Raw genomic sequence first — 20,964 nt, 5'->3', positions numbered from 1 at the left:
TAATATGGAAAAGCTAGATACCATACTTTTTTATTCTCTTGAAAAAGCTATTAAGAGTTACAGGCAATTTGCTCAACGAAACATGATGAAAAATGGCTTTGATTTAACAATAGATCAGTGGCTCGTTTTAAAAGCAGTTAGTGACAATCCAGACTGGACGCAGCAGGAAATAGCTGAGGCTGCTTTCAAAGATTTTGCATCTGTAACGCGCATTGTCGAAATACTGGTAAAGAAACAATATCTCACTAGAGCCATCCATAGTAATGACCGAAGAAGGTTTAACCTTAGTCCGACTGACAAGGCAATAGCAAATTTACAGGCTATGCAGCCTATAACTGAAAGAAACCGAAAACAAGCACTTGATGGAATAAGTAAAGAGGAAGTAGCACATCTTGATAAATATTTAACCAAGATTATAGAAAATTGTAAATCTTAATATGAAAATCTTTAAAACAACATTGTTGCTGATCTCGATTTTTTCAACCGGAATGGTCTGTGCTCAGACAGTAAATCTGACGAAAAAAGTAAAATCCGAAACGGTTGCAAAAATATCCGCAAGCCTTAAAGCAAATTATATCTACTTGGATACAGCTATAAAGATGGGCAGTTTTATTCAGGACCAGCTTAAATCAGGCAGCTACGATACCATTCAAAACCCGGCTGCGTTTGCTGCTAGACTTACTAGTGATCTCTTGTCTGTGTATCGCGACGGCCATTTATCCATTAGTTATGATCCTCTTTTCACGTCTGCTAATGGCAAAACTGATACAATTATGGAAAGAGAAAGAATGCTAAAGTTCAGAAAAAGGGTGAATTTCGGATTTGATAAAGCAGAGATCTTGCCCGGGAATATCGGCTATTTAAAAATTGGTGGGTTTTTTGAGCCGGATTCTACCGCTAAAATAATGACGCTTGCTGCTTTTCGTTTTGTTAGTAATAGCGAATCATTGATTATCGATTTAAGGAACAATATGGGTGGTGATCCACGGATGGTGAGTTTCATTTGTGGTTTATTGTTTAACCAAAAGACGCATTTGAATGATTTGTATTTCAGAAAAGACAAATCCACAACAGCATATTGGGCAATCCCAGATACAATTTTAAAGGGATTTCACAATATGCCTATTTATATTTTAACCAGTAAACGTACCTTTTCAGCTGGTGAAGAGCTAACCTACGACTTACAGACGCAAAAACGGGCTGTTATTATTGGTGAGACTACCGGCGGGGGCGCCCATCCGGTACAACCGTTTACCGTTGGTAACGGATTTGTAGCTAATGTGCCTTTTGCCCGCGCTATTAATCCTATCACAAAATCAGATTGGGAAACAGTGGGCGTAAAACCCGATAAGGCTGTTCCAGCGGATCAAGCACTCGATTTTGCACTTAGGATGGTGAATCATAAATAAAACCGCTGTATGGCATGAAATTGATTTTAAGAGTCTCTTTGATAATTCTCAACGTACATTTCGCCTCTTTTTATTAGCGAGAACATTCTGAGGATTAATTTGAATTTTACGTTGTTTAAAACAACCGGCAGCGTTTGTTTTTTAGTTTTCGATCAGCATTGGCTCTTATTTCTGGATCATGTGTAACAGCCACCTTTGCAGCTAGATTTAATTCTTGTTTAAGATCTCTGTTCGAAAGGATACTTGTTCGCATTTTGCCCTTTATACTAGTTCCCGAAGTATTTTCAAAGGAGCAACCCCAACATATACGGCATATTTTCTGGCATCAGTGAAAGAGTTAAAGTTCTCTGTATATGCAAGTGTCATGCATGCGTTTATTGGACCGATTCCTTTAATGCTTCCCAATATTCGATAGTTAAGAAACAGTGTTTCATTTGACTTTATTAAGGAAATTATTTCGTCCTCTAACTGTTCAATATACTTAAGATTCGATTTTATCTTTTCTGTCGAAATGCGAATAACGGTATCAGACTTATTTATTTTATAATTGTGTTTGCGCTCTTTTATAGTAGCCTTTAGCCCAGCACTTTCCCTTACCAATCTTTTACGAAAGGACAAGAATTGTTTTAATAATAAGATATTAGTATCGATAGGCTGATCAGGCTTTAAACGTTTGATCTTTTCTTCGCCGTATTGACTGATCCGGAAGGAATCGACTTTATCGTTCTTTCCCCTGGTCATACCCATAGATCTTTTAATTTCTAAAGGTGAGATCCGAGAATAGGCAATTGATAATGAATCACAGAATTGAATGAACCGATATTCATAACCGCCAGTGTGTTCCATTACGATGAATGTTTTACAAAGACTAATGGCGTTTACCTTGCACCATTTTTTAAATTCAGCAAAGCCTTTGCTATCATTATTGATTTTCAAGTGCAGACGTAACTCTGCGCAACTGATGTCTAATGTCAATTTTGAAACATCAACACCCAAGATAAAACTGTAGTTTTCCATGTTTGTATTTTTTAGTTAATTGAAATTGTCTTTTGCCAAAAACCTTTGTTGATTCAAGGAAAATATTCTAGCTGGGCCTTAGACAATTATGGGCAGGGGACTTATACAACCGAAAGTTCTATAAAACTATTTTGTACTGTAGTGCACCCCTGTCCTTAATTTAACGTTCTTAACAAACTTCTTAGTTCTTAACACCCCCTTGCAACCCCCACTTCAACAACGGTAAAAAACAACTACGTTGCTTTCTTCAAGAACAAAGGTTTTGTACAAACGCCTGTGGCGATAAACGCAGAAAGGGGCGGGAGGCTAAAATCGGCGATTTCACTGCTGGGCGCTGAAGTGAAAGATGCAAGTGTTAATAGCTGTAAGGAACATATAAAACGGGGATTGATTGATGCTGTAGCAGGCATGTTTGCCGGAGAATACGTTGATAGTACAATAGCTCACGGGAGGAAAGACTCAAGCGCTGTCAGGATCACTACGGCTTTTAAAAGGCTGATTTTTGCAGAATATAAAACATTGAAAAAGCCCTCTTCATATGCTTCGGCTTTAAATATATCTACCCCATATCTTAACGAAGCGGTTAAAGAAATATCCGGACAAACGGTTAGTTACTGGATTCAGAATATGATCATGTTTGAAGCAAAGCGCCTGCTGATTTATACCGATAAAACCATTAAGGCCATTGCTTATGAATTGGGTTACGCCGATTACGTCTATTTTTCGAAGATGTTCATTGGGATGGTAAAGATGTCGCCGGGGGCTTTCCGTAAAAAATACCGCTAATTGTACATGTACTTCCGCTATTACTGCATTGTTTAAGCTTGAAACAGTTTGTTGCTTTGTGATAAATCAAATCATTATAAAACAACAAATTAGCCATGGAAAACTTAAAAAATGTAGTGCTGGTACACGGCGCGTTTGCAGACGGATCTGGCTTTAAAGCACTCTATCAAATCCTTACTAAAAAAGGTTATAACGTATTGGTGGTGCAAAACCCGCTAAGCTCATTGGAAGATGATGTAAAAGCAACCCATGTTGTATTAGACAAGATTAGTGGCCCCGCCATCCTTGCCGGGCACTCGTGGGGTGGCGCTGTAATTACCGAAGCCGGTAATCATCCAAATGTAGCTGCGCTGGTGTATATCGCGGCTTTTCAGCCGGATAACGGCGAATCAGCACTGCAGTGGCTGCAAACCGCACCACCTGCACCGGAAAACGGCGTGTTACCTCCCGATGAAAAAGGCATTGTATACTATGATAAAGACAAGTTTCACGCTGGATTTTGCGCTGACATTGATGCCGATGAAGCCGCTTTTATGTATGCATCACAAGGTGCATTTTACGCAAAAGGTTTTGTTTCGCCGATAACTGACGCGGCCTGGCGTCATAAACCGGCTTATGGTTTAATTGCTACCGAGGATAAAAGTATCAATCCGGATATTCAACATGCTATGTATAATCGATCAAACACTATTGTAACCGAGGTAAAAGGCAGCCATGTGATTTTTATGTCGCAACCAGAGATTGTTGCCGATGTGATTATTGAAGCAGCCAGAAAAGCTTCGGAAGTGTAAAAAAACAGTTTAAATACTGTATGAACATCCGTGTGCATTAAACCGTATGCGGATGTTTTGTTTAAAACCTCATCAATCTGCCTTATCTTTAGCACCAAAAATTAATGAAGTTAATTGTTTCCGACCATAAAACCGGCGGCGATCTGTTACTGATCAGCGGGGAAGAAAATTTTGACCGTTTCTTTTATACCCGTGATAAAACAAAGAAGTACTTTACCATAGCCTGGAATACCGGCGCGAGTCAAATAATCAATATAGATGGTGCAGATCATGTATTTAACGGGAATACGCTGTTACCGCTCATGTTCGACCAAACCTTTACGTTCGAAAGGTCGGCTAATATCATCGCCTGGCAATTTAACAGGGAGTTTTATTGTTTGATAGACCATGATACCGAAGTAAGCTGCGTAGGTTTTCTTTTTGGGATGGGCGATCTGCTGTTCATTCCTCTGGATGATCCCAGCCAATCGAAGCTTAAAGTACTGCTTGATATTTTTACGCAGGAACTGCATATTAAAGATGAAATTCAGAATGACATGCTGATCATGCTGTTAAAGCGGCTGATCATCATGGTAACTCAGATGGCCCGTACAGAATACATTCCCGCAGAAAATAACCAGGATCAAAAACTGGATATCTTCCGGAAATTTAACCTGCTGGTTGAAATGAATTTCAAAAACGAGCATTCGGTTAACTTTTATGCGGGACTGATGAATAAATCGCCCAAAACGCTCTCAAATATTTTCTCCCTTTATAACGACAAAACGCCGCAACAGGTGATCCAGGCGCGTATTATTGTTGAGGCGAGGCGGTTGTTGAGCTACACCACAAAGTCGGTTAAGCAAATTACTTATGAACTGGGTTTTGAAGATCCTGCCTATTTCTGTAATTTTTTCAAACGACATACCAGGCAGTCGCCCGCAGAGTTCAGAAATGGGAAAGCGCAGCCGGTGGCAGCGTAAAAGGAAGCAAATGTGTTGAACTAAAAAGGTAAAAAGTGGGGGAGGTGCGATTCCCTCTCCTGGTAGGGTGTAGGGAGGGGTTTCATAGCCCGATATATCCGTTACATGGCGTACAAACCCCTCCCTGCCACCGCGCAAACCAGCCGCACCCCTCCCCAAGGGAGGGAATTGAAGAACTTTCCCAACTCATTTAAGCCATTCGGGAAGAAATTACAATCTTTCGGGAAGCGGCGACATTTCCCACCTGCCGCATTTGGGGCACTTTTGTATTGTTAAATCAAATACAACATTTAAGATAAAACAATATGAAAACTCCAACATTGAAAAACAGAATTAAAATAGGTCTACTTAGCCTGGCATTAACCTTTGCAGCCGTATTAGGTTTTACTATTTCATCACAGGCCCAGGCCGTAAAAAATGTAGTGCTGGTACACGGCGCATTTGCTGATGGATCTGGCTATAAGGCATTATACAATGAACTTACCAAAAAAGGATATAATGTTACAGTGGTGCAAAACCCACTCTCTTCTTTGGAAGACGATGTTAAAGCTGTAACAATAGCATTGGACAAACAAGACGGACCTGCGGTATTGGTAGGCCATTCATGGGGCGGTACGGTAATTACCGAAGCAGGTAACAACCCAAAAGTAGCAGCCCTTGTTTATATCGCGGCACTGCAGCCAGATAAAGGTGAAACATCTGTTCAATGGTTGCAAACTGCTCCTCCTGCTCCTGAAAATGGTGTTCTGGCACCTGATGATAAAGGCATTGTTTATTATGACAAAGCTAAATTCCATGCCGGTTTTTGTGCCGATATAAGCAAAGAAGATGCTGATTTCATGTATGCTTCACAAGGTGCCTTTTATGCAAAAGGATTTGGCACCCCTATCACTAATGCAGCCTGGAAAACTAAACCTGCTTATGGCATAGTTGCCACTGAAGATAAAAGCATCAATCCTGATATAGAACGTGCTATGTACAAACGTTCAAATACAATAATAACTGAAATAAAAGGAAGCCATGTGGTTTTCATATCGCAACCTAAAGCAGTTGCCGCTGTAATTATAAAAGCAGCCGAAAATGCTTCTGTAAAAAAATAAGCTATCGGTAGCTTTTAAAAACTCAAAAACCGGGTGCCGATATTGGCATCCGGTTTTTTTATTGCCAACTGTTATTTTCCCCTTTAGGGGGTTAGGGGGCTAAAACTATACCCTTCCTTGCTCCAAGCCTCCAATGCCCTGGGCAGTACATACTCCAATCGATCAAAAGCTTTGATGCTGTCATGAAATACTACCATCGATCCTGCTTCGGTATATTTAAGCACTCCTTTTAAGCAATCTTCAGGTTTAAGGGCCGCATCAAAATCGCCGCTGAGCACATCCCACATAAAAATATTCAGATTGGGTTTCGCTGCTTTCAGCGCGCGGGCCTGTGACCTTTTTATCCTTCCGTAAGGGGGCCGAAACAACGATGTATCCAGCAATTTATCGGCCTGTAAAAAATTATCAACATAGGTTTGGGTATCGGTTTTCCATCCTTTAAGGTGATTGAAAGTATGGTTGCCAATGGCATGGCCACCGGCTTTTACCTGTTCAAAAATATCGGGGTGCTTGCGTACATTGTCGCCAATGCAAAAAAAGGTGGCTTTGGCATTGTATTGTTTTAAAATATTTAATACAGCCGGTGTAACAATTGGTATAGGGCCGTCGTCAAAAGTGAGATAAATGCAACGGTCAGTTGATTTTATATCCCAGGTAAGTTGGGGATAAAGCTTTTTCAGCAGCCACGGGGTTTTAACCAGGTACATACAGATGAGGTAGTTTGTGTTTTATCCCTATTAACAACATTTAACAAAAATAAACACTGCAATGTAATGAACAGTTGCTTACCATTGTATAGAAAAACCTTATGAAACTAAAATTATTACTATCAGTTAAAGCAACGCTCATTTGCACAATAATATTTTCGGTTTGCGGCATTAATGCCGGCGCGCAGGAAGTAATAGGCTTGCAAAAGGCGGTAGACCTGGCCCTTGAACGTAACCTTACCATTAAACAGGCCGAATTTACAGCTGCCATCACCAACGAAGATCTTAAACAGTCGAAATATAATCAACTGCCAAATTTAGCCGTAAGCCCACAGGGCTCATTCAACTTTGGCCGTAATATCGACCCTTCAACCAACCAGTTCAGCAACCAGCGCATCCTGGCGGTTAATGGTAACTTTACCTCGCAGGTAACACTGTTTCAGGGCGGGCAATTGCGTAATACAGTAATTCAGAACAAGATTTTGCTTGATGCTGACAAAACCAACGTTGCCAAAGTAAAAAACGACCTGATATTGAACGTGGTTACTACCTACCTGCTGGTGCTAACCAACCAGGATTTGGTAAAGGCTGCGCAACAGCAAATTGATGTATCAAAAATAGCTTTGGACCGCGCCCAGAAAAGCTTTGATGTGGGTAATCAAACCCTTGCCGATCTGTCGCAAGCCAAAGCGCAGCTATCAACCAACGACCTTAACTATACCAATGCCGAAAATCAGCTGGAGCAATCCTTATTGACCCTAAAGCAATATATGGAGATGGATCCCGGCACTGATATTAGAGTTGAAAGGCCCGACATCAGTAAGTTAAACAATGTGAAAACTGTATACGATGCCCAGGAAGTTGTAAAAACCGCTCTTGCAGTAAACCCAGATGTGTTATTGGCTGAGCAACGTCAAAAAGCTGCGGCGCAGGGTGTTAAAATAGCAAGAGGCAACTACTATCCGTCGGTAGTATTATTTGGTGCTGCCGGTTCATACTTTTCTGATGCCAAGAACACGCCATTTGGTGTTACTCCAACAGGCAGATTTGACACTATTGGTTTTGTGCAAAATTCGCAACAGGCGGTTGTAGTGCCTAACTATAAAGTTGGTTATAAAAGCAACCCATTCTTCAGGCAACTGAGCGATAATTTTAACCAATCTGTAGGGGTGAGTTTACAGATCCCGATTTTCAACAGGTTTCTGTCACGCACAGCGGTTAGGAAAGCAAAACTGCAAAATCAAAATGCCGAGGTTACAGCGCAACTGGCCCGCAACAATTTGAGCAAGATTATCTACCAGGCGGTATGGGATTTACAGGCGGCTGATAAGCGTTATGCATCGGCAACGCAAACTTATAACGCAAATAAAGATGCGTTTAATATTATCCAGCAACGCTATACAGTAGGTTTGGTTAACTCGCTTGATTATAATACATCGCTAACCAATCTTAACAAATCGCAGTTTGATATGATTGAGGCGCAATACCAGGTGATTTTCAGAAGCAAAGTCATTGACTATTATTTAGGTAACCCTATAACACTTTAATAAAATCTTAACCGTAAAATATCCAAATTCACCGTCATGGGAAAAACTACTAAATATATTCTGATAGGTCTTGGCGCACTGATTGTCCTGCTGATCATTGCTAAGGTTACGGGCCTGATAGGCAAGCCCGCGCTAACCCAGGTAGCTACCGAAAAGGCCGAAACACGCGAAATAAATGAAACCGTATCGGCCAGCGGAAAGATCAAACCACATGTTGAGGTTAAGATAAGCCCCGAAGTATCGGGTGAGGTGGTTGAGCTGCCAATAAAAGAGGGTGATGTGGTTAAAAAAGGCCAATTGCTTTGTAAGATCAGGCCCGACATTTTAAAGTCAGGTTATGACCGGGCTATCGCGTCATACAATACCCAAAAAGCAAGCGTAGGTAATTCAAGCCAGATGCTTAAACAAGCCGAAGCTACCTATGCTAACCAGGCCGGTATTTACAAGCGCAGTAAAGAGCTTTATGATAAAAAAGTGTTAACGGTTTCGGAATTTGAAAATGCCAAAGCTGCTTATGAAGGCGCTAAAGCATCGCTTGAAGCTGCCAAACAAAATGTGGTAGGCTCGCAATATGGCCTGGCACAATCACAGGCATCGGTTAAGGAAGCACAGGATAACCTCGCGAAAACAACTATTTACTCGCCGGTTGACGGGGTGGTTTCAAAGCTATCTGTTGAAAAAGGTGAGCGTGTTTTGGGTACCCAGCAATTTGCCGGTACCGAGATCATGACTATATCTGATCTGAGCAAAATGGATGTGAATGTTGACGTGAATGAAAACGACATCAACCGCATTTCCCTTGGCGATTCATCAAAAATTGAAGTAGACGCATTTTTAGGCAAGAAATTTACCGGTGTGGTAACTGAAATAGGTAGCTCGGCAAACGTGGTAGGTACATCTGCCGACCAGGTAACAAACTTTACTGTAAAAGTGAGGATCAATGCCGATTCATATGCCGCACTGTTAAAGAAAACAGCCGATAATCCATCACCTTTCCGTCCGGGGTTAACAGCCACTGTTGATATCAGCACTAATTCGGCCAAAGCGCTGTCGGTACCAATCCAATCGGTAACCACCCGCGAGGAAAAGAAAGAAAATAACGGCCCGCCTAAAGCTGATGAGGATAAGAGTAAACCACAAATCAGTCCGGTAGCCAAAGAATACGTATTTGTACTAAACGCAGGTAAGCTTAAACAGGTACAGGTAACTACGGGTATCCAAAACGATAGTTACATCCAGATCTTATCCGGCCTTAAAGGTGGCGAAGAAGTTGTATCAGCTCCATATTCGGCTATTTCAAAAACGCTTAGCGATGGGCAAGCTGTTCAGAAAGTAGATAAGTCAAAATTATTTAACGCCGATAATACTAAATAATTGATTTTAGATGTGCAGATTTCAAATGTGCAGATGATAAATTAGATTTTAGCGCCCGGCGAAGCCGGGCTTTTTTGTGAACGGAATTTCCGATGATTAAAACACTCGTTAAAAAAGAGCGCGAGTTTAAGATGAACTGCTGTCATAGCCTTGTCCTCGAAGCATGGACGGGATGCCTGCGTGCAACCCTTCGACAGGCTCAGGCTAACAGGCCTTCTTTTGTCATTTCACCTTCGCTGTTCGCCGGGTTTTGACCGGCAATTTAAAAAGCATATAACTCACATGCTTCAACACCTGGCGTAATTTTTCGAGGGCGATGCTCATCTGGCGCTCTACTGTTTTAGGGGAGATATTAAGCTGTACGGCAATTTCGCGATATTTCATATCGCTGAAACGGCTCAGTACAAAAATCTCGCGGCATTTTTCGGGAAGGGTAGCTATGGCTGCTTCTATCTGCAGGGCGAGTTCTTTTTCCTCCAGTCCGTTTTCGAGCGTATTGCGCAACTCATCAAACAAGTTGTTTTTTTCGAGGTAATTAACGTAAAGGTTTTCTATTTTCTGGCGCTTAAGGTAGTTAAGGCTCCGGTTTTGCACCATTTTAAAAAGATAGGAACTTACTGATGAGCAGAAATTGACCTCATGCCCGCGCTCCCACAGGTGGGTGAATACATCGGCGGTAATTTCTTCAGCAACGGTTAAATCGTTTACAAAACGATTGGAGAACAAAGTTAAGCGGGTATAGTATAGCCTGAACAGGGTTTCAAACGTTTTCGCGTCACCCTGTGTAAATGAGGTTATAGGTAGTTTGTTTTCCTGGATCATTAATCCCGCCTTTAATTAATCCGAATACTTTTTAAAAAACTTTAACAAGTTACAGAGTTTTTCATTCTGTATCAAATTTAATATGGAAATAATGAAAAGCTAATCACAAACATTCTGTAAAAAAACAGTTACGCGTAATATGAAGGGGACGTTCAGGTTGCTCGCCGAATAAAATTGAAAAATATTTCTTTTCGTTTTGAGGGTATCTGTTTTTTCGATTGTCTTAACGATAATATTACAAATGAATAACGAAGAAGTAAAACTGCTACTGGTAAAATATATAACGGGCGAAGCTACCCCACAGGAGCTTGAGCAGGTTAAACAATGGATAAGTGCGCACCCCGAAAACGAGCAGTATTTTGTACAACTGTATGATACCTGGCATAACATGCTTTACCTGCAACCGGCGGTTGTAAATAAAGACAATGCCTATAATAAACTTTCGACCGGTATGGAACCAGCGGAGCCGTCGCGCTATGCAAGGCTGATCACCTGGGGCAAAGTGGCAGCGACTATTGCTTTACTGGCAGCGGTTACCGTTACCTTATATAACAGGTATTCAAAAAATGTAGAAAGTGTAAGGCAAATAGCCGCTAACCCTGGCGCCATTAAAAAAATTGTTTTGAGCGATGGCACGCAGGTTTGGCTTAATGCAGGCAGCAAGCTTAATTATACGGCCGATTTTGGTAAAACAACCCGTACCGTTTACCTGGAAGGCGAAGCTTTTTTTGATATCGCCCCCGGTAAAAAAGAGGTCCCTTTTATTGTAAATACGAAAAACTATACCATAAGGGATATCGGTACAAAGTTTAATCTTAAGGCCTATGCCTCCGACCCGTTCTTTGAAACCACAGTAGTAAAAGGCGAGGTATCTGTAGAGGGAAATGTAGATAACAACGCGCATGAAATGAGCCGCATTTATGTAAAGCCGCGGCAGGTGCTCCGGATCTATTATCACCCCAAAAAAGAGAATTACAGCTATGCAACCCCCGAGCCCAAAAGCCTGAACGAGATCCAGGTATCAGAGATTGACTCGGCAAAGCTTGATCGTTATGACGGCTGGAAGGAAAACCTGCTGGTATTTGATGGCGCTACCCTTAGCGAGATAGCTAAAGTGCTTGAACGAAGATATAACGTCACTATTAACATGACCGATGCCGAACTGAGCGGCATTCGTTATTCGGGTAGTTTCAAAAACATTCAGAGCATTGAAAAAGTGCTGGCAATTATAAAAGCTAATACCGCTATCAATTATTCGATAAATGGCAATACAGTAAACATTACGCGAAACAACAATAATGATTAACGACTAAAAAAACAAAAAGGAAACTATGATCAAAAACTAACATTCTCTTTTACATAAAAAAACCCGGATGTGCTACCAACACGCCCGGGCCTAAAGCAATCAAAGCTAATACCCTACGCTTGGGGAAGCATCGTATTAACTGATTAACAAACAAATTTATGATTAATTTTTACAGAAAGTCCGCTCTGGCCGTCGGCCCGTGGCAAAAAACGATCAAAATTATGAAGCTGGTAACCGTTCTGCTATTGACGGGCATTATGCAAATACACGCTGCCGCTTATTCACAAAACGTTTACAACTTTAATGTGAACAATATTTCTGTTAAGCAAATGTTTAAGCAGATTGAAAAAAGCAGTAAATACACTGTTTTTTACCGGCTTGACCAGGTTGATGTTGACAGGAAAATAAACGTGGATGTGCAGGACGCGCCTATTGAGTCGGTAATGAAACAGGTGCTTCAAAAACAGCCGCTTACTTTCCAGGTGGTTGATGATATCATCATTATAAAACCTGCCGATGCAAAACCTGTTGTCACGGTAACTGTAACAGGTGTAGTTAAAGATGTGAGCGGTCAGCCCTTACCGGGCGTTAGTGTAAAGCTCAAAGGCAGTAATTTAGGCACAGTTACCGACATTAACGGTAAATATACCCTAACCCTGCCCGACGGTAACGGCTCACTTGAATTTGGCTTTTTAGGCTTTACCACGCAGGTTATTCCGGTAAATGGACAAACCACCATCAACGTAACTTTGCTTGAAGAGTCAAAAGCGCTGAACGAGGTGGTTGTGGTTGGTTATACCACGCAGAAAAAGAAAGACCTTACCGGCGCTGTTGCGGTAGTTAACGTTAAAGACCTTAATAAACAGGCATCGTCATCAGTAAACTCGCAATTGCAAGGCCAGGCATCGGGCGTTACCGTTACCGGGTCAGGACAACCCGGCGAAGAGCCGCAGGTACACATCAGGGGTTTTAATACTTTCGGAAATAATACTCCCTTGTACGTAGTTGACGGTGTGGAAACATACGATGTAAGCACGCTGAACCCTAATGATGTTGAGACCTTCCAGGTATTAAAAGATGCGAGTTCGGCATCAATATATGGTGCAAGGGCTGCAAACGGCGTTATCATCATCACTACCAAACGGGGCAAGGGCAAAGTAAATATTCAATATGATGCCTACTACGGCACGCAAAGGCCCAAAGGCGGCAATGTCTGGAATACCATTACGCCGCAGCAAATGGCCGATCTGAAACTTACCGCTAAGAAAAATTCGGGCGATAACAGCATTAAAGATGCCTTGTACAACCCAACCGGTACAGGCTCGGCTTTTACACTGCCTGATTATATTACCCCGGCAGGTGCTAAAGAAGGTGACCCATCTGTCGATCCATCAAAATACTATGTAAACCCTTTTTATACATCAGCTGCAGACCTGGGTAATTTTTACAGGATAACAAGGGCCAACAAAGCCGGTACCGACTGGTATCATGAGTTGTTTAAATCGGCCCCGATGAATAGCCACAATATATCGTTGAGCGGCAGTACTGATAACGCCAGCTATTTATTCTCGTTAAATTATTTTAACCAGCAAGGTACACTGATTGATACTTATCTTAAACGGTACACGCTGCGCTCAAATACCACCTATAATGTAACTAAACACATCAGAGTGGGCGAAAACCTGGCTTATTCTATAACCAGGCAGCCGCAGGTAAATGACGGAACATCACATTCGCAGGTCAGCACTAATGACCCGGATGGCGTTATTGCACATGCCCTGCGCGAACAGCCCCTTATTCCTGTTTACGACATTAAAGGTAACTATGCGGGAAGTTACGGTACGGGCCTTGGCGATGCCAATAACCCGGTTGCTATACAGCAGCGTACAAAAAACAACCAGTCAACAAGTTATCGTTTGCTTGGTAACGTATTTGCCGAAGCCGACATTATTCCCGGCCTTACCTTACGTACCAGTTTTGGCGGCGATATCATCAACAGCAACAACCATTCGTTTTCGTTCCCTACATATGAAAACGTTGAAAACTCTTCAACCAATACTTACAGCGAAGGATCAGACAATAGCTACACTTATAACTGGACCAATACCCTTAGCTATCAAAAAGTATTTGGCAAACACAATGTTAACATAGTGGTAGGTACCGAGGCCGTTGAAGATCACGACCGTTATGTTGGCGGCAGCATTCAGGGTTTTTACACTTTTGATCCTGATTATGTAAACCTGTCTACCGGTACCACCAATAAAAACACTTACAGCGGCAAATCTAACAACTCATTATTTTCGGAGTTTGCCCGTTTAGATTATACTTATAACGACCGCTACCTGTTTAACGCCACTATCCGTCGCGACGGCTCATCAAAATTCCCGGTTGACCAACGTTATGGCTACTTCCCGGCATTCAGCGCGGGCTGGCGTATCTCGCAGGAAAACTTTATGAAAAATATTACCTGGCTTACCGACCTGAAGCTAAGAGGCGGCTGGGGTATTATGGGTAACCAGATCAATATGGGCAGTAAAGACGCTTACGTTACGTTCAGTAATGATATTGGCCAGTCGTATTATCCTATCGATGGCTCTCTTAACCTAACTCCGGGCTTTTACCAGGATCAAACAGCCAACCCTCACGCGCTTTGGGAAAAAGATATTAACTCCAACTTTGGCTTTGATGCAACCTTATTTGGCGGCAAAATAGCCGTAACTGCCGATTACTACCGCAAAGACATTAAGGATTTGTTATTTAATGCTACCCAGTTAGGTACAGCGGGCAACGGTGCTTTCCCGGCACAAAACGTTGGTAAAATGAAAACCGATGGTCTTGACCTTTCTGTTACCGGCAATTTCAGGGCCAGCAGCGATCTGAGCTTTAATGCGACAGGTACTTTAACCACTTATAATAATAAAGTATTAAAAGTATCTGATGACAGGGACTACTTTCCTGGTTCTGCAACAAGCAGGTTTGATAACCCAATTACCCGCAGCCAGGTAGGTCATTCTTTAGGCGAGTTTTATGGCTACCAGATCGTAGGCTTCTGGAATTCGCAGGCCGAAATTGACGCAGCCGACAAAGGTGTACAAACCCGCACCGGCGATCCGAATGCTTACTACCAATCAGATGTAAAGGTTGGCCGTTTCAGGTATAAAGACGTAAACGGTGATGGTGTCATTACCGATGCCGACCGTACTTTTATCGGTAATCCAAACCCGAAAGTTACTGCCGGCTTAAACCTGGGTGTAAACTATAAAAACTTTGATGCCAGCGTATTCCTTTACGGCTCATTCGGCAATAAACTATGGAACAGCGTTAAATACTGGCGGGATTTCTATGCTTCATTTGGTACAGCAAAAAGCTATACCGCACTTAATGATTCATGGACGCCAACTCATCAAAATGCAAAGGCACCTATCCAGGAACTTGACGCATCAACCAGCAGCGGCGCTACACCAAACTCATACTTTGTTGAAAACGGCACTTACGTGCGCATGCGTAACGCGCAGGTTGGCTACACCTTTAACATTGCAGGGCTTAAAAAGGCGGGGATCCAAAAGTTAAGGATCTATGTATCGGCAACCAACCTGTTTACTTTAACAGGCTACAGCGGTGTTGATCCTGAACTGAGCGGCAACACCAAAGATTTTGGTATTGACGAGGGTAGTTACGCGAGCCCACGCACCTTTATATTCGGAGTTAATTTTTCATTATAACAGCAATATTTAAACGGATTACAATGAAAGCTAAAAAACTTATTTCCATAGCGCTTTTAAGTATACTATCGCTTGGCGCGTGTAAAAAATCATATCTCGATAAACCTATTAACGGCGCCCTCGAGCCTCAATTTCTCGAAACAGAATCAGGAGCTAATGAACTGCTTGTAGGTGCTTATGCAGTGTTGGATGGCCAGCAGGGCGGCGACGCCTCGGTAGGCGGCGGCGGTGCGTGGGAAGCCTCGCCGGATAACTGGGTATATGGCGGTGTAGTAGGCGGAGATGCATCAAAAGGCAGTATAGCCGGCGATCAGCAACCGATAGAACCAATGATGAAATACAACGCCGATGCCAGCAATGGTTTTTTTGACAGCAAATGGCGGGCCGATTACGAGGGGGTATCACGCACAAACAACACCATCAAAATAACCAATAAGGTTACTTCGATATCAGCCTCAAACAAAACCAATATACTTGCACAGGCCCGTTTCTTAAGAGCGCATTATTACTTCGACCTGAAAAAGATGTTTAATAATGTGCCCTATCTTGATGAAACAACAACCGACATTAATCAACCCAACAATACAGATATCTGGCCAAAGATTGAAGCGGATTTCAAATACGCTTACGACAATCTGCCTAATATCCAAACCGAAGTTGGCCGCGCCAATAAATGGGCTGCCGGTGCATACTTAGGTAAAACATACCTGTACGAGCATAAATATGCTGAAGCAAAGGTTGTATTTGATGCGGTTATTGCGCAGGGTGTAACTTCCGACGGTAAAAAGTATGCACTTAACGCTAAATTCAACGACAATTTCAGAACGGCTACCAACAACAGCGCCGAATCTGTTTTTGCCGTTCAGGCTGCTGCCAATACCGATCCTAACGGCCCGTCGCAGGCAAATAACGGCGATATGCTTAACTTTCCGTATGGCAATAGCAGCCCGTTTAGCTGCTGTGGTTTTTACCAGCCATCAATTGACCTTGTAAATCATTTCCGCACCAATTCAACTACCGGCTTACCATATCTTGACGATTATAACAGCCACGCTATAAAAACAGATATGGGCCTGGCATCGGCCGACGATTATACTCCTGACGCAGGTACTATTGACCCGCGCCTTGACTGGACTGCCGGTCGCCGCGGGATCCCTTATCTTGACTGGGGCTTACATCCGGGAGCCGACTGGATCCGAGATCAGCAGTACGGCGGCCCTTATTCGCCTATCAAAAACGTTTACGGCCAGGCCGAGCAGGATGTAAACGGCGATAACACCTCATGGGCGCCAGGCTCAGGCATCAATTATAACATTATTCGTTACGCCGATGTACTGTTAATGGCCGCTGAGGTTGAAGCACAGGTTGGTAGCCTTGATAAAGCCGAAAGCTATGTAAACATGGTGCGTAACCGCGCAGCTAATCCTGAAGGTTTTGTACACAAATACAAAGACAATGATGACCCTACAGCAGGTTTCACCACTCAGGCAGCAGCTAACTATAAAGTGAGCCCTTATCCCGGCGGTGCCTTTGCCAGCAAAGATTTTGCGCTTAAAGCCATTTATTTTGAGCGTAAAATTGAGCTTGCCATGGAAGGTCATCGCTTTTTTGACCTTGTACGCTGGGGCATTGCCGATACCGAGCTTAATGCTTACATAGCATATCAAAGTACGTTGACCAGTGATGTAAAAGGCGGTAAATTTATTAAAGGTAAAAGCGAATATTTCCCGATACCGCTGGTAGAGATTGACTTAAGCGCTAAGGGCGGCACACCGCAATTGAAACAAAATCCGGGCTATCATTAATTAAAGCTGAAAGCAAAATGCGCAAAGCTAAAAGCTAATAAACTGGTGTTCAGTTGGTAACAGGAAAATGCAAAATTATAAATAACCTGACAACTTATCGGGAAAGCATACTTCCCGGTAAGTTTATTATCTTGCCTTAACATCCCTGCTTCTGAAAAGCTGATTATAAACATTTTTAAACCCATTTATGGACAAATCATCATCGCGGTTTTTATCGCTGGATGTATTTCGTGGCATGACTTTATGCTTCATGATCATTGTAAATACGCCGGGCAGCGGAGCAGCCCCTTTTTCGCCACTTGAACATGCCGCATGGCATGGCTTCACCCCCACCGATCTTGTGTTTCCTTCTTTTTTATTTGCAGTAGGCAACGCCATGAGCTTTTCAATGAAACGCTACCAGGAAATGGGCAACTCGGCTGTGCTAAGCAAAGTTTTCAGGCGTACCCTGCTCATATTTTTAATAGGTTACCTCATGTACTGGTTCCCTTTCTTTTCAACAAGCGGCGGGCATTTTCATCTAAAAACAATTACCCATACCCGCATTATGGGTGTTTTGCAACGCATTGCCCTGTGTTATTGCTTTGCCTCGCTCATGATCCATTTCCTGTCCAAACAAACGGTTTTCATTTTATCGGGGTTATTTCTGGTGATCTACTGGATCATCCTGCTGGTGTATGGCAACCCAGCCGACCCTTTGAGCATGACCGGCAATGCAGGCATCTACCTTGATAAATTTTTGTTCGGGCCTGATCATTTATATCACGGCGAGGGTATTCCGTTCGATCCGGAAGGCGTATTAAGCACGTTACCGGCAATTGTTAACGTTGTAGTTGGATACTATGCAGGTAAATTTATCCAGCAAAAAGGTAAGGGATATGATACCACCACCAAATTGCTGTTAACCGGCTGCCTGTTCATCTTCCTGGCCTTATGCTGGAACATGGTTTTCCCGATCAATAAAAAACTGTGGACAAGCTCCTTTGTGCTGGTAACCACCGGGTTGGATTTAGTGATCCTCTCAGCCTTGATATATGCTTTGGAAATTAATAATTGGAATAAAGGCAATTGGGCCCGTTTTTTCACCACCATGGGGAAAAATCCGCTGCCTATATATGTGCTATCCGAAATACTGCTGATCCCGGTAAGTATGATCATGATAAACGGCACAAACGCTGTCGATTGGATCAACACCGCTTTTTACCAGGCTATAGCGCCCGGCCCGATTGGATCATTGCTATTCGCTATCAGTTTTATGATGATTTGCTGGCTGGTTGCCTACATCCTCGACAAGCGGAATATCTATATCAGGGTGTGATTGGAATTTTGGATTTCGAATGTTCGATTTCGGATTTTTTTTGGGGTTTCATCGATTGATTTTTGATTTCACCGATTTTGTCTGAACAGGAATTTTAAGGAATTAAATAATTACAGAACGCTCTGCAAATTCAAAAAAGAATCTAAAAATTCTTTTAAAATTTGAGTTCAGACAATATACTGGTCATCCTCAAATCCTAAAAATCATGGTTCAGAAAATATACTTCTTAATATTATTTAAAAAGTTTAATTTGCGTACATCCAATTAAATAACAATTCTTTATGAAGAAATTATCCTTATTGCTTTGCGGCTGTATGGCACACCTGCTTTCTGCGGCCCAAACAACCAAACCGGCACTCGCGCTTATTCCGCAACCGGTAAAAGTTACCCAAACTACCGGCCAGTTTGTGCTGCCCAAAACAGTAATTGTAGAAGCCGGTTCATCTGCCGATGTGGCAAATGTAACTGCCTATCTTAAAAGAAAACTGTCTACTGCTACGGGTGTATTCATCACCGTAAAAAGTGTAGCGCCGACAGCGCCCATCAGGCTGATTCTAAATAAAACAGCCGATACAGTTCTCAAAACCGAGGGGTATAAATTATCCGTAACCTCTAAAAAAGTAGTGATCCACGCTAATGATGCCGCGGGACTATTTTATGGCGTACAGACGTTTTTCCAGCTGTTGCCTAAAGAAATTGAAGGACTGGAAGTAGCCAAGGGCGTAAAATGGACTGCACCCGCGGTTGAAATTACCGACTATCCAAGGTTTGGATGGAGAGGGTTGATGTTTGATGTATCACGCCACTTTTTTACCAAAGCCGAGGTTAAGCAATACATCGATGCCATGGTTAAGTATAAATTTAACCTGCTGCATTTACACCTTACCGATGATGAAGGTTGGCGCGTGGAGATCAAAAGCCTGCCAAGATTAACCGAAGTAGGATCGCACAACGTAAAAAAGTAGGCCAGTTTGGTACGTTTACTCCACCTACACCTGATGAGCCACGTACCTACGGCGGTTTTTATACCCAGGAAGATATCAAAGAGTTGGTACAATACGCCAAAGACAGGTTTGTGAACATCCTGCCCGAAATTGACGTACCGGGCCATAGCCTCGCTGCGATAGTTGCCTACCCTGAGCTTTCATGCACTCCGGGTGCCGATAAATATGTGGTGAACTCCGGCGAGCCTTTCATGGATTGGAGCGGCCCGCATAACCGCGCTATTGTCGACAATACCCTTTGCCCTGCCAACGAAAACGTTTATACGTTTATGGATAAAGTTATTACCGAAATTGCACAGTTGTTCCCCTTTGGCTATATCCATTTAGGGGGTGATGAGTGCGCCAAAAACTTCTGGGAGCAAAGTGATGCCATCAAAGCATTAATGGCCAAAGAAAACCTGAAAACAATGAGCGAAGTACAGGCTTATTTCGAAAAGCGACTTGAAAAGATTGTAGAATCGAAAGGCAAAAAATTCATGGGTTGGGACGAGATCATTGAGGGCGGTCTGGGCCCTAATGCAGCTGTGATGAGCTGGCGGGGTATTCAGGGAGGTATCACCGCTGCTAAAGCAGGCCATGAGGTGGTCATGAGCCCAACAACGTTCGCTTACCTTGATTACATGCAAAGCGACCGTGTAAACGAAACCAAGATCTATGCCACACTTCGCTTAAACAAAACTTACTCTTGGGAGCCTGTACCTGATAGTGTTGATGCACGCCTCATTAAAGGCGGTCAGGCCAACTTATGGACCGAGCAGGTATACAACATCCGCCAAGCCGAATATATGACCTGGCCACGCGGCATGGCTATTGCCGAGGATGTATGGTCGCCAAAAGGAACTAAAAACTGGGACGGATTTTTTAGCCGGGTTGAGAAACATTTCCCGCGCTTTGATGAAGCCGAAACCAAGATAGCCCCAAGCGCTTACGATCCATCATTTGATGCAGTGTTGAATCCTGACAGCACGTTAAAAATCACACTAACAAATGAGGTAAACGGGCTGGACACTTATTACAGCTTCGACAACTCGTTCCCCGACAGGTTTTATCCAAAATATACAGCGCCGATAGATGCCCCTAAAGATGCAACCACGCTAAGGGTGATCACTTATCGTGGTAAAAAGCCAATAGGCCGTATGGTTACCATGCCATTGGCTGAGTTGAAGAGCAGGATTAAGAAGTAAGAATAATTCATAAATAGAAAGCCCTCCGGATTGAATTTCGGAGGGCTTTCGTGTTTAAGTACGCTTATACTATCGCCAACGCCCGGCTCCAGCCGAGTGTTTACTATTAA

At 42.8% G+C, this 20,964-nt stretch carries 17 protein-coding genes; 14 read left to right on the top strand and 3 right to left on the bottom strand.

Annotated elements, in window-relative coordinates; genetic code table 11:
• The first annotated feature begins 4 nt into the window (after positions 1-4).
• Together ACRQ5D_RS05800 and ACRQ5D_RS05795 are read left to right on the top strand one after the other, a co-directional pair.
• Positions 5-436 carry a MarR family winged helix-turn-helix transcriptional regulator gene (locus ACRQ5D_RS05800; RefSeq protein ID WP_091167509.1) on the top strand — a complete coding sequence of 144 codons (432 nt, stop codon included), beginning with the start codon at positions 5-7 and terminating at the stop codon, positions 434-436.
• A 1-nt stretch (position 437) separates the two neighbouring features.
• Positions 438-1,409 (top strand): S41 family peptidase, encoded by a 972-nt coding sequence (locus ACRQ5D_RS05795; RefSeq protein WP_091167512.1) that lies wholly within the window; start codon positions 438-440, stop codon positions 1,407-1,409.
• Positions 1,410-1,670: 261 nt separating this feature from the next.
• Here the strand turns inward: ACRQ5D_RS05795 and ACRQ5D_RS05790 are convergent, their stop codons facing one another.
• Entirely contained in the window at positions 1,671-2,426 is a 756-nt protein-coding gene (locus ACRQ5D_RS05790; RefSeq protein WP_256337409.1) for an IS110 family transposase, read from the bottom strand.
• 276 nt (positions 2,427-2,702) lie between these two features.
• Here ACRQ5D_RS05790 and ACRQ5D_RS05785 point away from each other — a divergent pair, with 276 nt between their 5' ends.
• From ACRQ5D_RS05785 to ACRQ5D_RS05770, 4 genes are all read left to right on the top strand, one after another.
• Entirely contained in the window at positions 2,703-3,212 is a 510-nt protein-coding gene (locus tag ACRQ5D_RS05785) for a helix-turn-helix domain-containing protein (RefSeq protein WP_091167514.1), read from the top strand.
• 95 nt (positions 3,213-3,307) lie between these two features.
• A complete protein-coding gene (locus ACRQ5D_RS05780; RefSeq protein ID WP_091167516.1) occupies positions 3,308-4,003 on the top strand; it encodes an alpha/beta hydrolase in 696 nt (231 codons plus the stop codon).
• A 104-nt stretch (positions 4,004-4,107) separates the two neighbouring features.
• Positions 4,108-4,965, top strand: coding sequence for a helix-turn-helix domain-containing protein (locus ACRQ5D_RS05775; protein WP_432328535.1), 858 nt, complete (start codon positions 4,108-4,110; stop codon positions 4,963-4,965).
• 305 nt (positions 4,966-5,270) lie between these two features.
• Positions 5,271-6,065: an alpha/beta hydrolase gene (locus tag ACRQ5D_RS05770; protein WP_091167525.1), complete on the top strand. Its 795-nt coding sequence runs from the start codon at positions 5,271-5,273 to the stop codon at positions 6,063-6,065.
• Positions 6,066-6,148: 83 nt separating this feature from the next.
• On the opposite strand, the gene ACRQ5D_RS05765 is transcribed toward ACRQ5D_RS05770, so the two are convergent.
• A complete protein-coding gene (locus tag ACRQ5D_RS05765; protein WP_091167529.1) occupies positions 6,149-6,772 on the bottom strand; it encodes a polysaccharide deacetylase family protein in 624 nt (207 codons plus the stop codon).
• Positions 6,773-6,873: 101 nt separating this feature from the next.
• Between ACRQ5D_RS05765 and ACRQ5D_RS05760 the strand changes: the two genes are divergently transcribed.
• Both ACRQ5D_RS05760 and ACRQ5D_RS05755 read left to right on the top strand, forming a co-directional pair.
• Positions 6,874-8,319, top strand: coding sequence for a TolC family protein (locus tag ACRQ5D_RS05760; RefSeq protein WP_091167531.1), 1,446 nt, complete (start codon positions 6,874-6,876; stop codon positions 8,317-8,319).
• 36 nt (positions 8,320-8,355) lie between these two features.
• Complete coding sequence (locus tag ACRQ5D_RS05755; RefSeq protein WP_090530676.1) at positions 8,356-9,693, top strand: efflux RND transporter periplasmic adaptor subunit; 1,338 nt, start codon at positions 8,356-8,358, stop codon at positions 9,691-9,693.
• 222 nt (positions 9,694-9,915) lie between these two features.
• On the opposite strand, the gene ACRQ5D_RS05750 is transcribed toward ACRQ5D_RS05755, so the two are convergent.
• Complete coding sequence (locus tag ACRQ5D_RS05750; RefSeq protein ID WP_432328534.1) at positions 9,916-10,515, bottom strand: RNA polymerase sigma-70 factor; 600 nt, start codon at positions 10,513-10,515, stop codon at positions 9,916-9,918.
• Between the two features lie 241 nt (positions 10,516-10,756).
• On the opposite strand from ACRQ5D_RS05750, the gene ACRQ5D_RS05745 reads away from it, so the two are divergent.
• The 6 genes from ACRQ5D_RS05745 to ACRQ5D_RS05720 all read left to right on the top strand — a co-directional run bounded on the left by ACRQ5D_RS05745 (position 10,757) and on the right by ACRQ5D_RS05720 (position 20,854).
• On the top strand, positions 10,757-11,821 hold the full coding sequence (locus ACRQ5D_RS05745) for a FecR domain-containing protein (protein ID WP_432328533.1): 1,065 nt from the start codon (positions 10,757-10,759) through the stop codon (positions 11,819-11,821).
• A gap of 221 nt (positions 11,822-12,042) precedes the next feature.
• Positions 12,043-15,543: a TonB-dependent receptor gene (locus ACRQ5D_RS05740; RefSeq protein WP_218134407.1), complete on the top strand. Its 3,501-nt coding sequence runs from the start codon at positions 12,043-12,045 to the stop codon at positions 15,541-15,543.
• Positions 15,544-15,566: 23 nt separating this feature from the next.
• Positions 15,567-17,348, top strand: coding sequence for a RagB/SusD family nutrient uptake outer membrane protein (locus ACRQ5D_RS05735; RefSeq protein WP_091167540.1), 1,782 nt, complete (start codon positions 15,567-15,569; stop codon positions 17,346-17,348).
• 187 nt (positions 17,349-17,535) lie between these two features.
• Positions 17,536-18,666, top strand: coding sequence for an acyltransferase family protein (locus ACRQ5D_RS05730; protein ID WP_091167544.1), 1,131 nt, complete (start codon positions 17,536-17,538; stop codon positions 18,664-18,666).
• A gap of 281 nt (positions 18,667-18,947) precedes the next feature.
• Positions 18,948-19,631, top strand: coding sequence for a family 20 glycosylhydrolase (locus ACRQ5D_RS05725; RefSeq protein ID WP_431199218.1), 684 nt, complete (start codon positions 18,948-18,950; stop codon positions 19,629-19,631).
• Positions 19,565-20,854 (top strand): beta-N-acetylhexosaminidase, encoded by a 1,290-nt coding sequence (locus tag ACRQ5D_RS05720; protein WP_431199217.1) that lies wholly within the window; start codon positions 19,565-19,567, stop codon positions 20,852-20,854. Before ACRQ5D_RS05725 ends, ACRQ5D_RS05720 begins: the two co-directional genes overlap by 67 nt.
• Positions 20,855-20,964 lie beyond the last annotated feature (110 nt).

The organism is Mucilaginibacter sp. P25, assembly GCF_050859465.1.
GTDB classification, from domain to species: domain Bacteria; phylum Bacteroidota; class Bacteroidia; order Sphingobacteriales; family Sphingobacteriaceae; genus Mucilaginibacter; species Mucilaginibacter gossypii.
The sequence above is the reverse complement of the archived record's forward strand: the minus strand, read 5'-3'. Positions and strand labels throughout refer to the sequence as shown.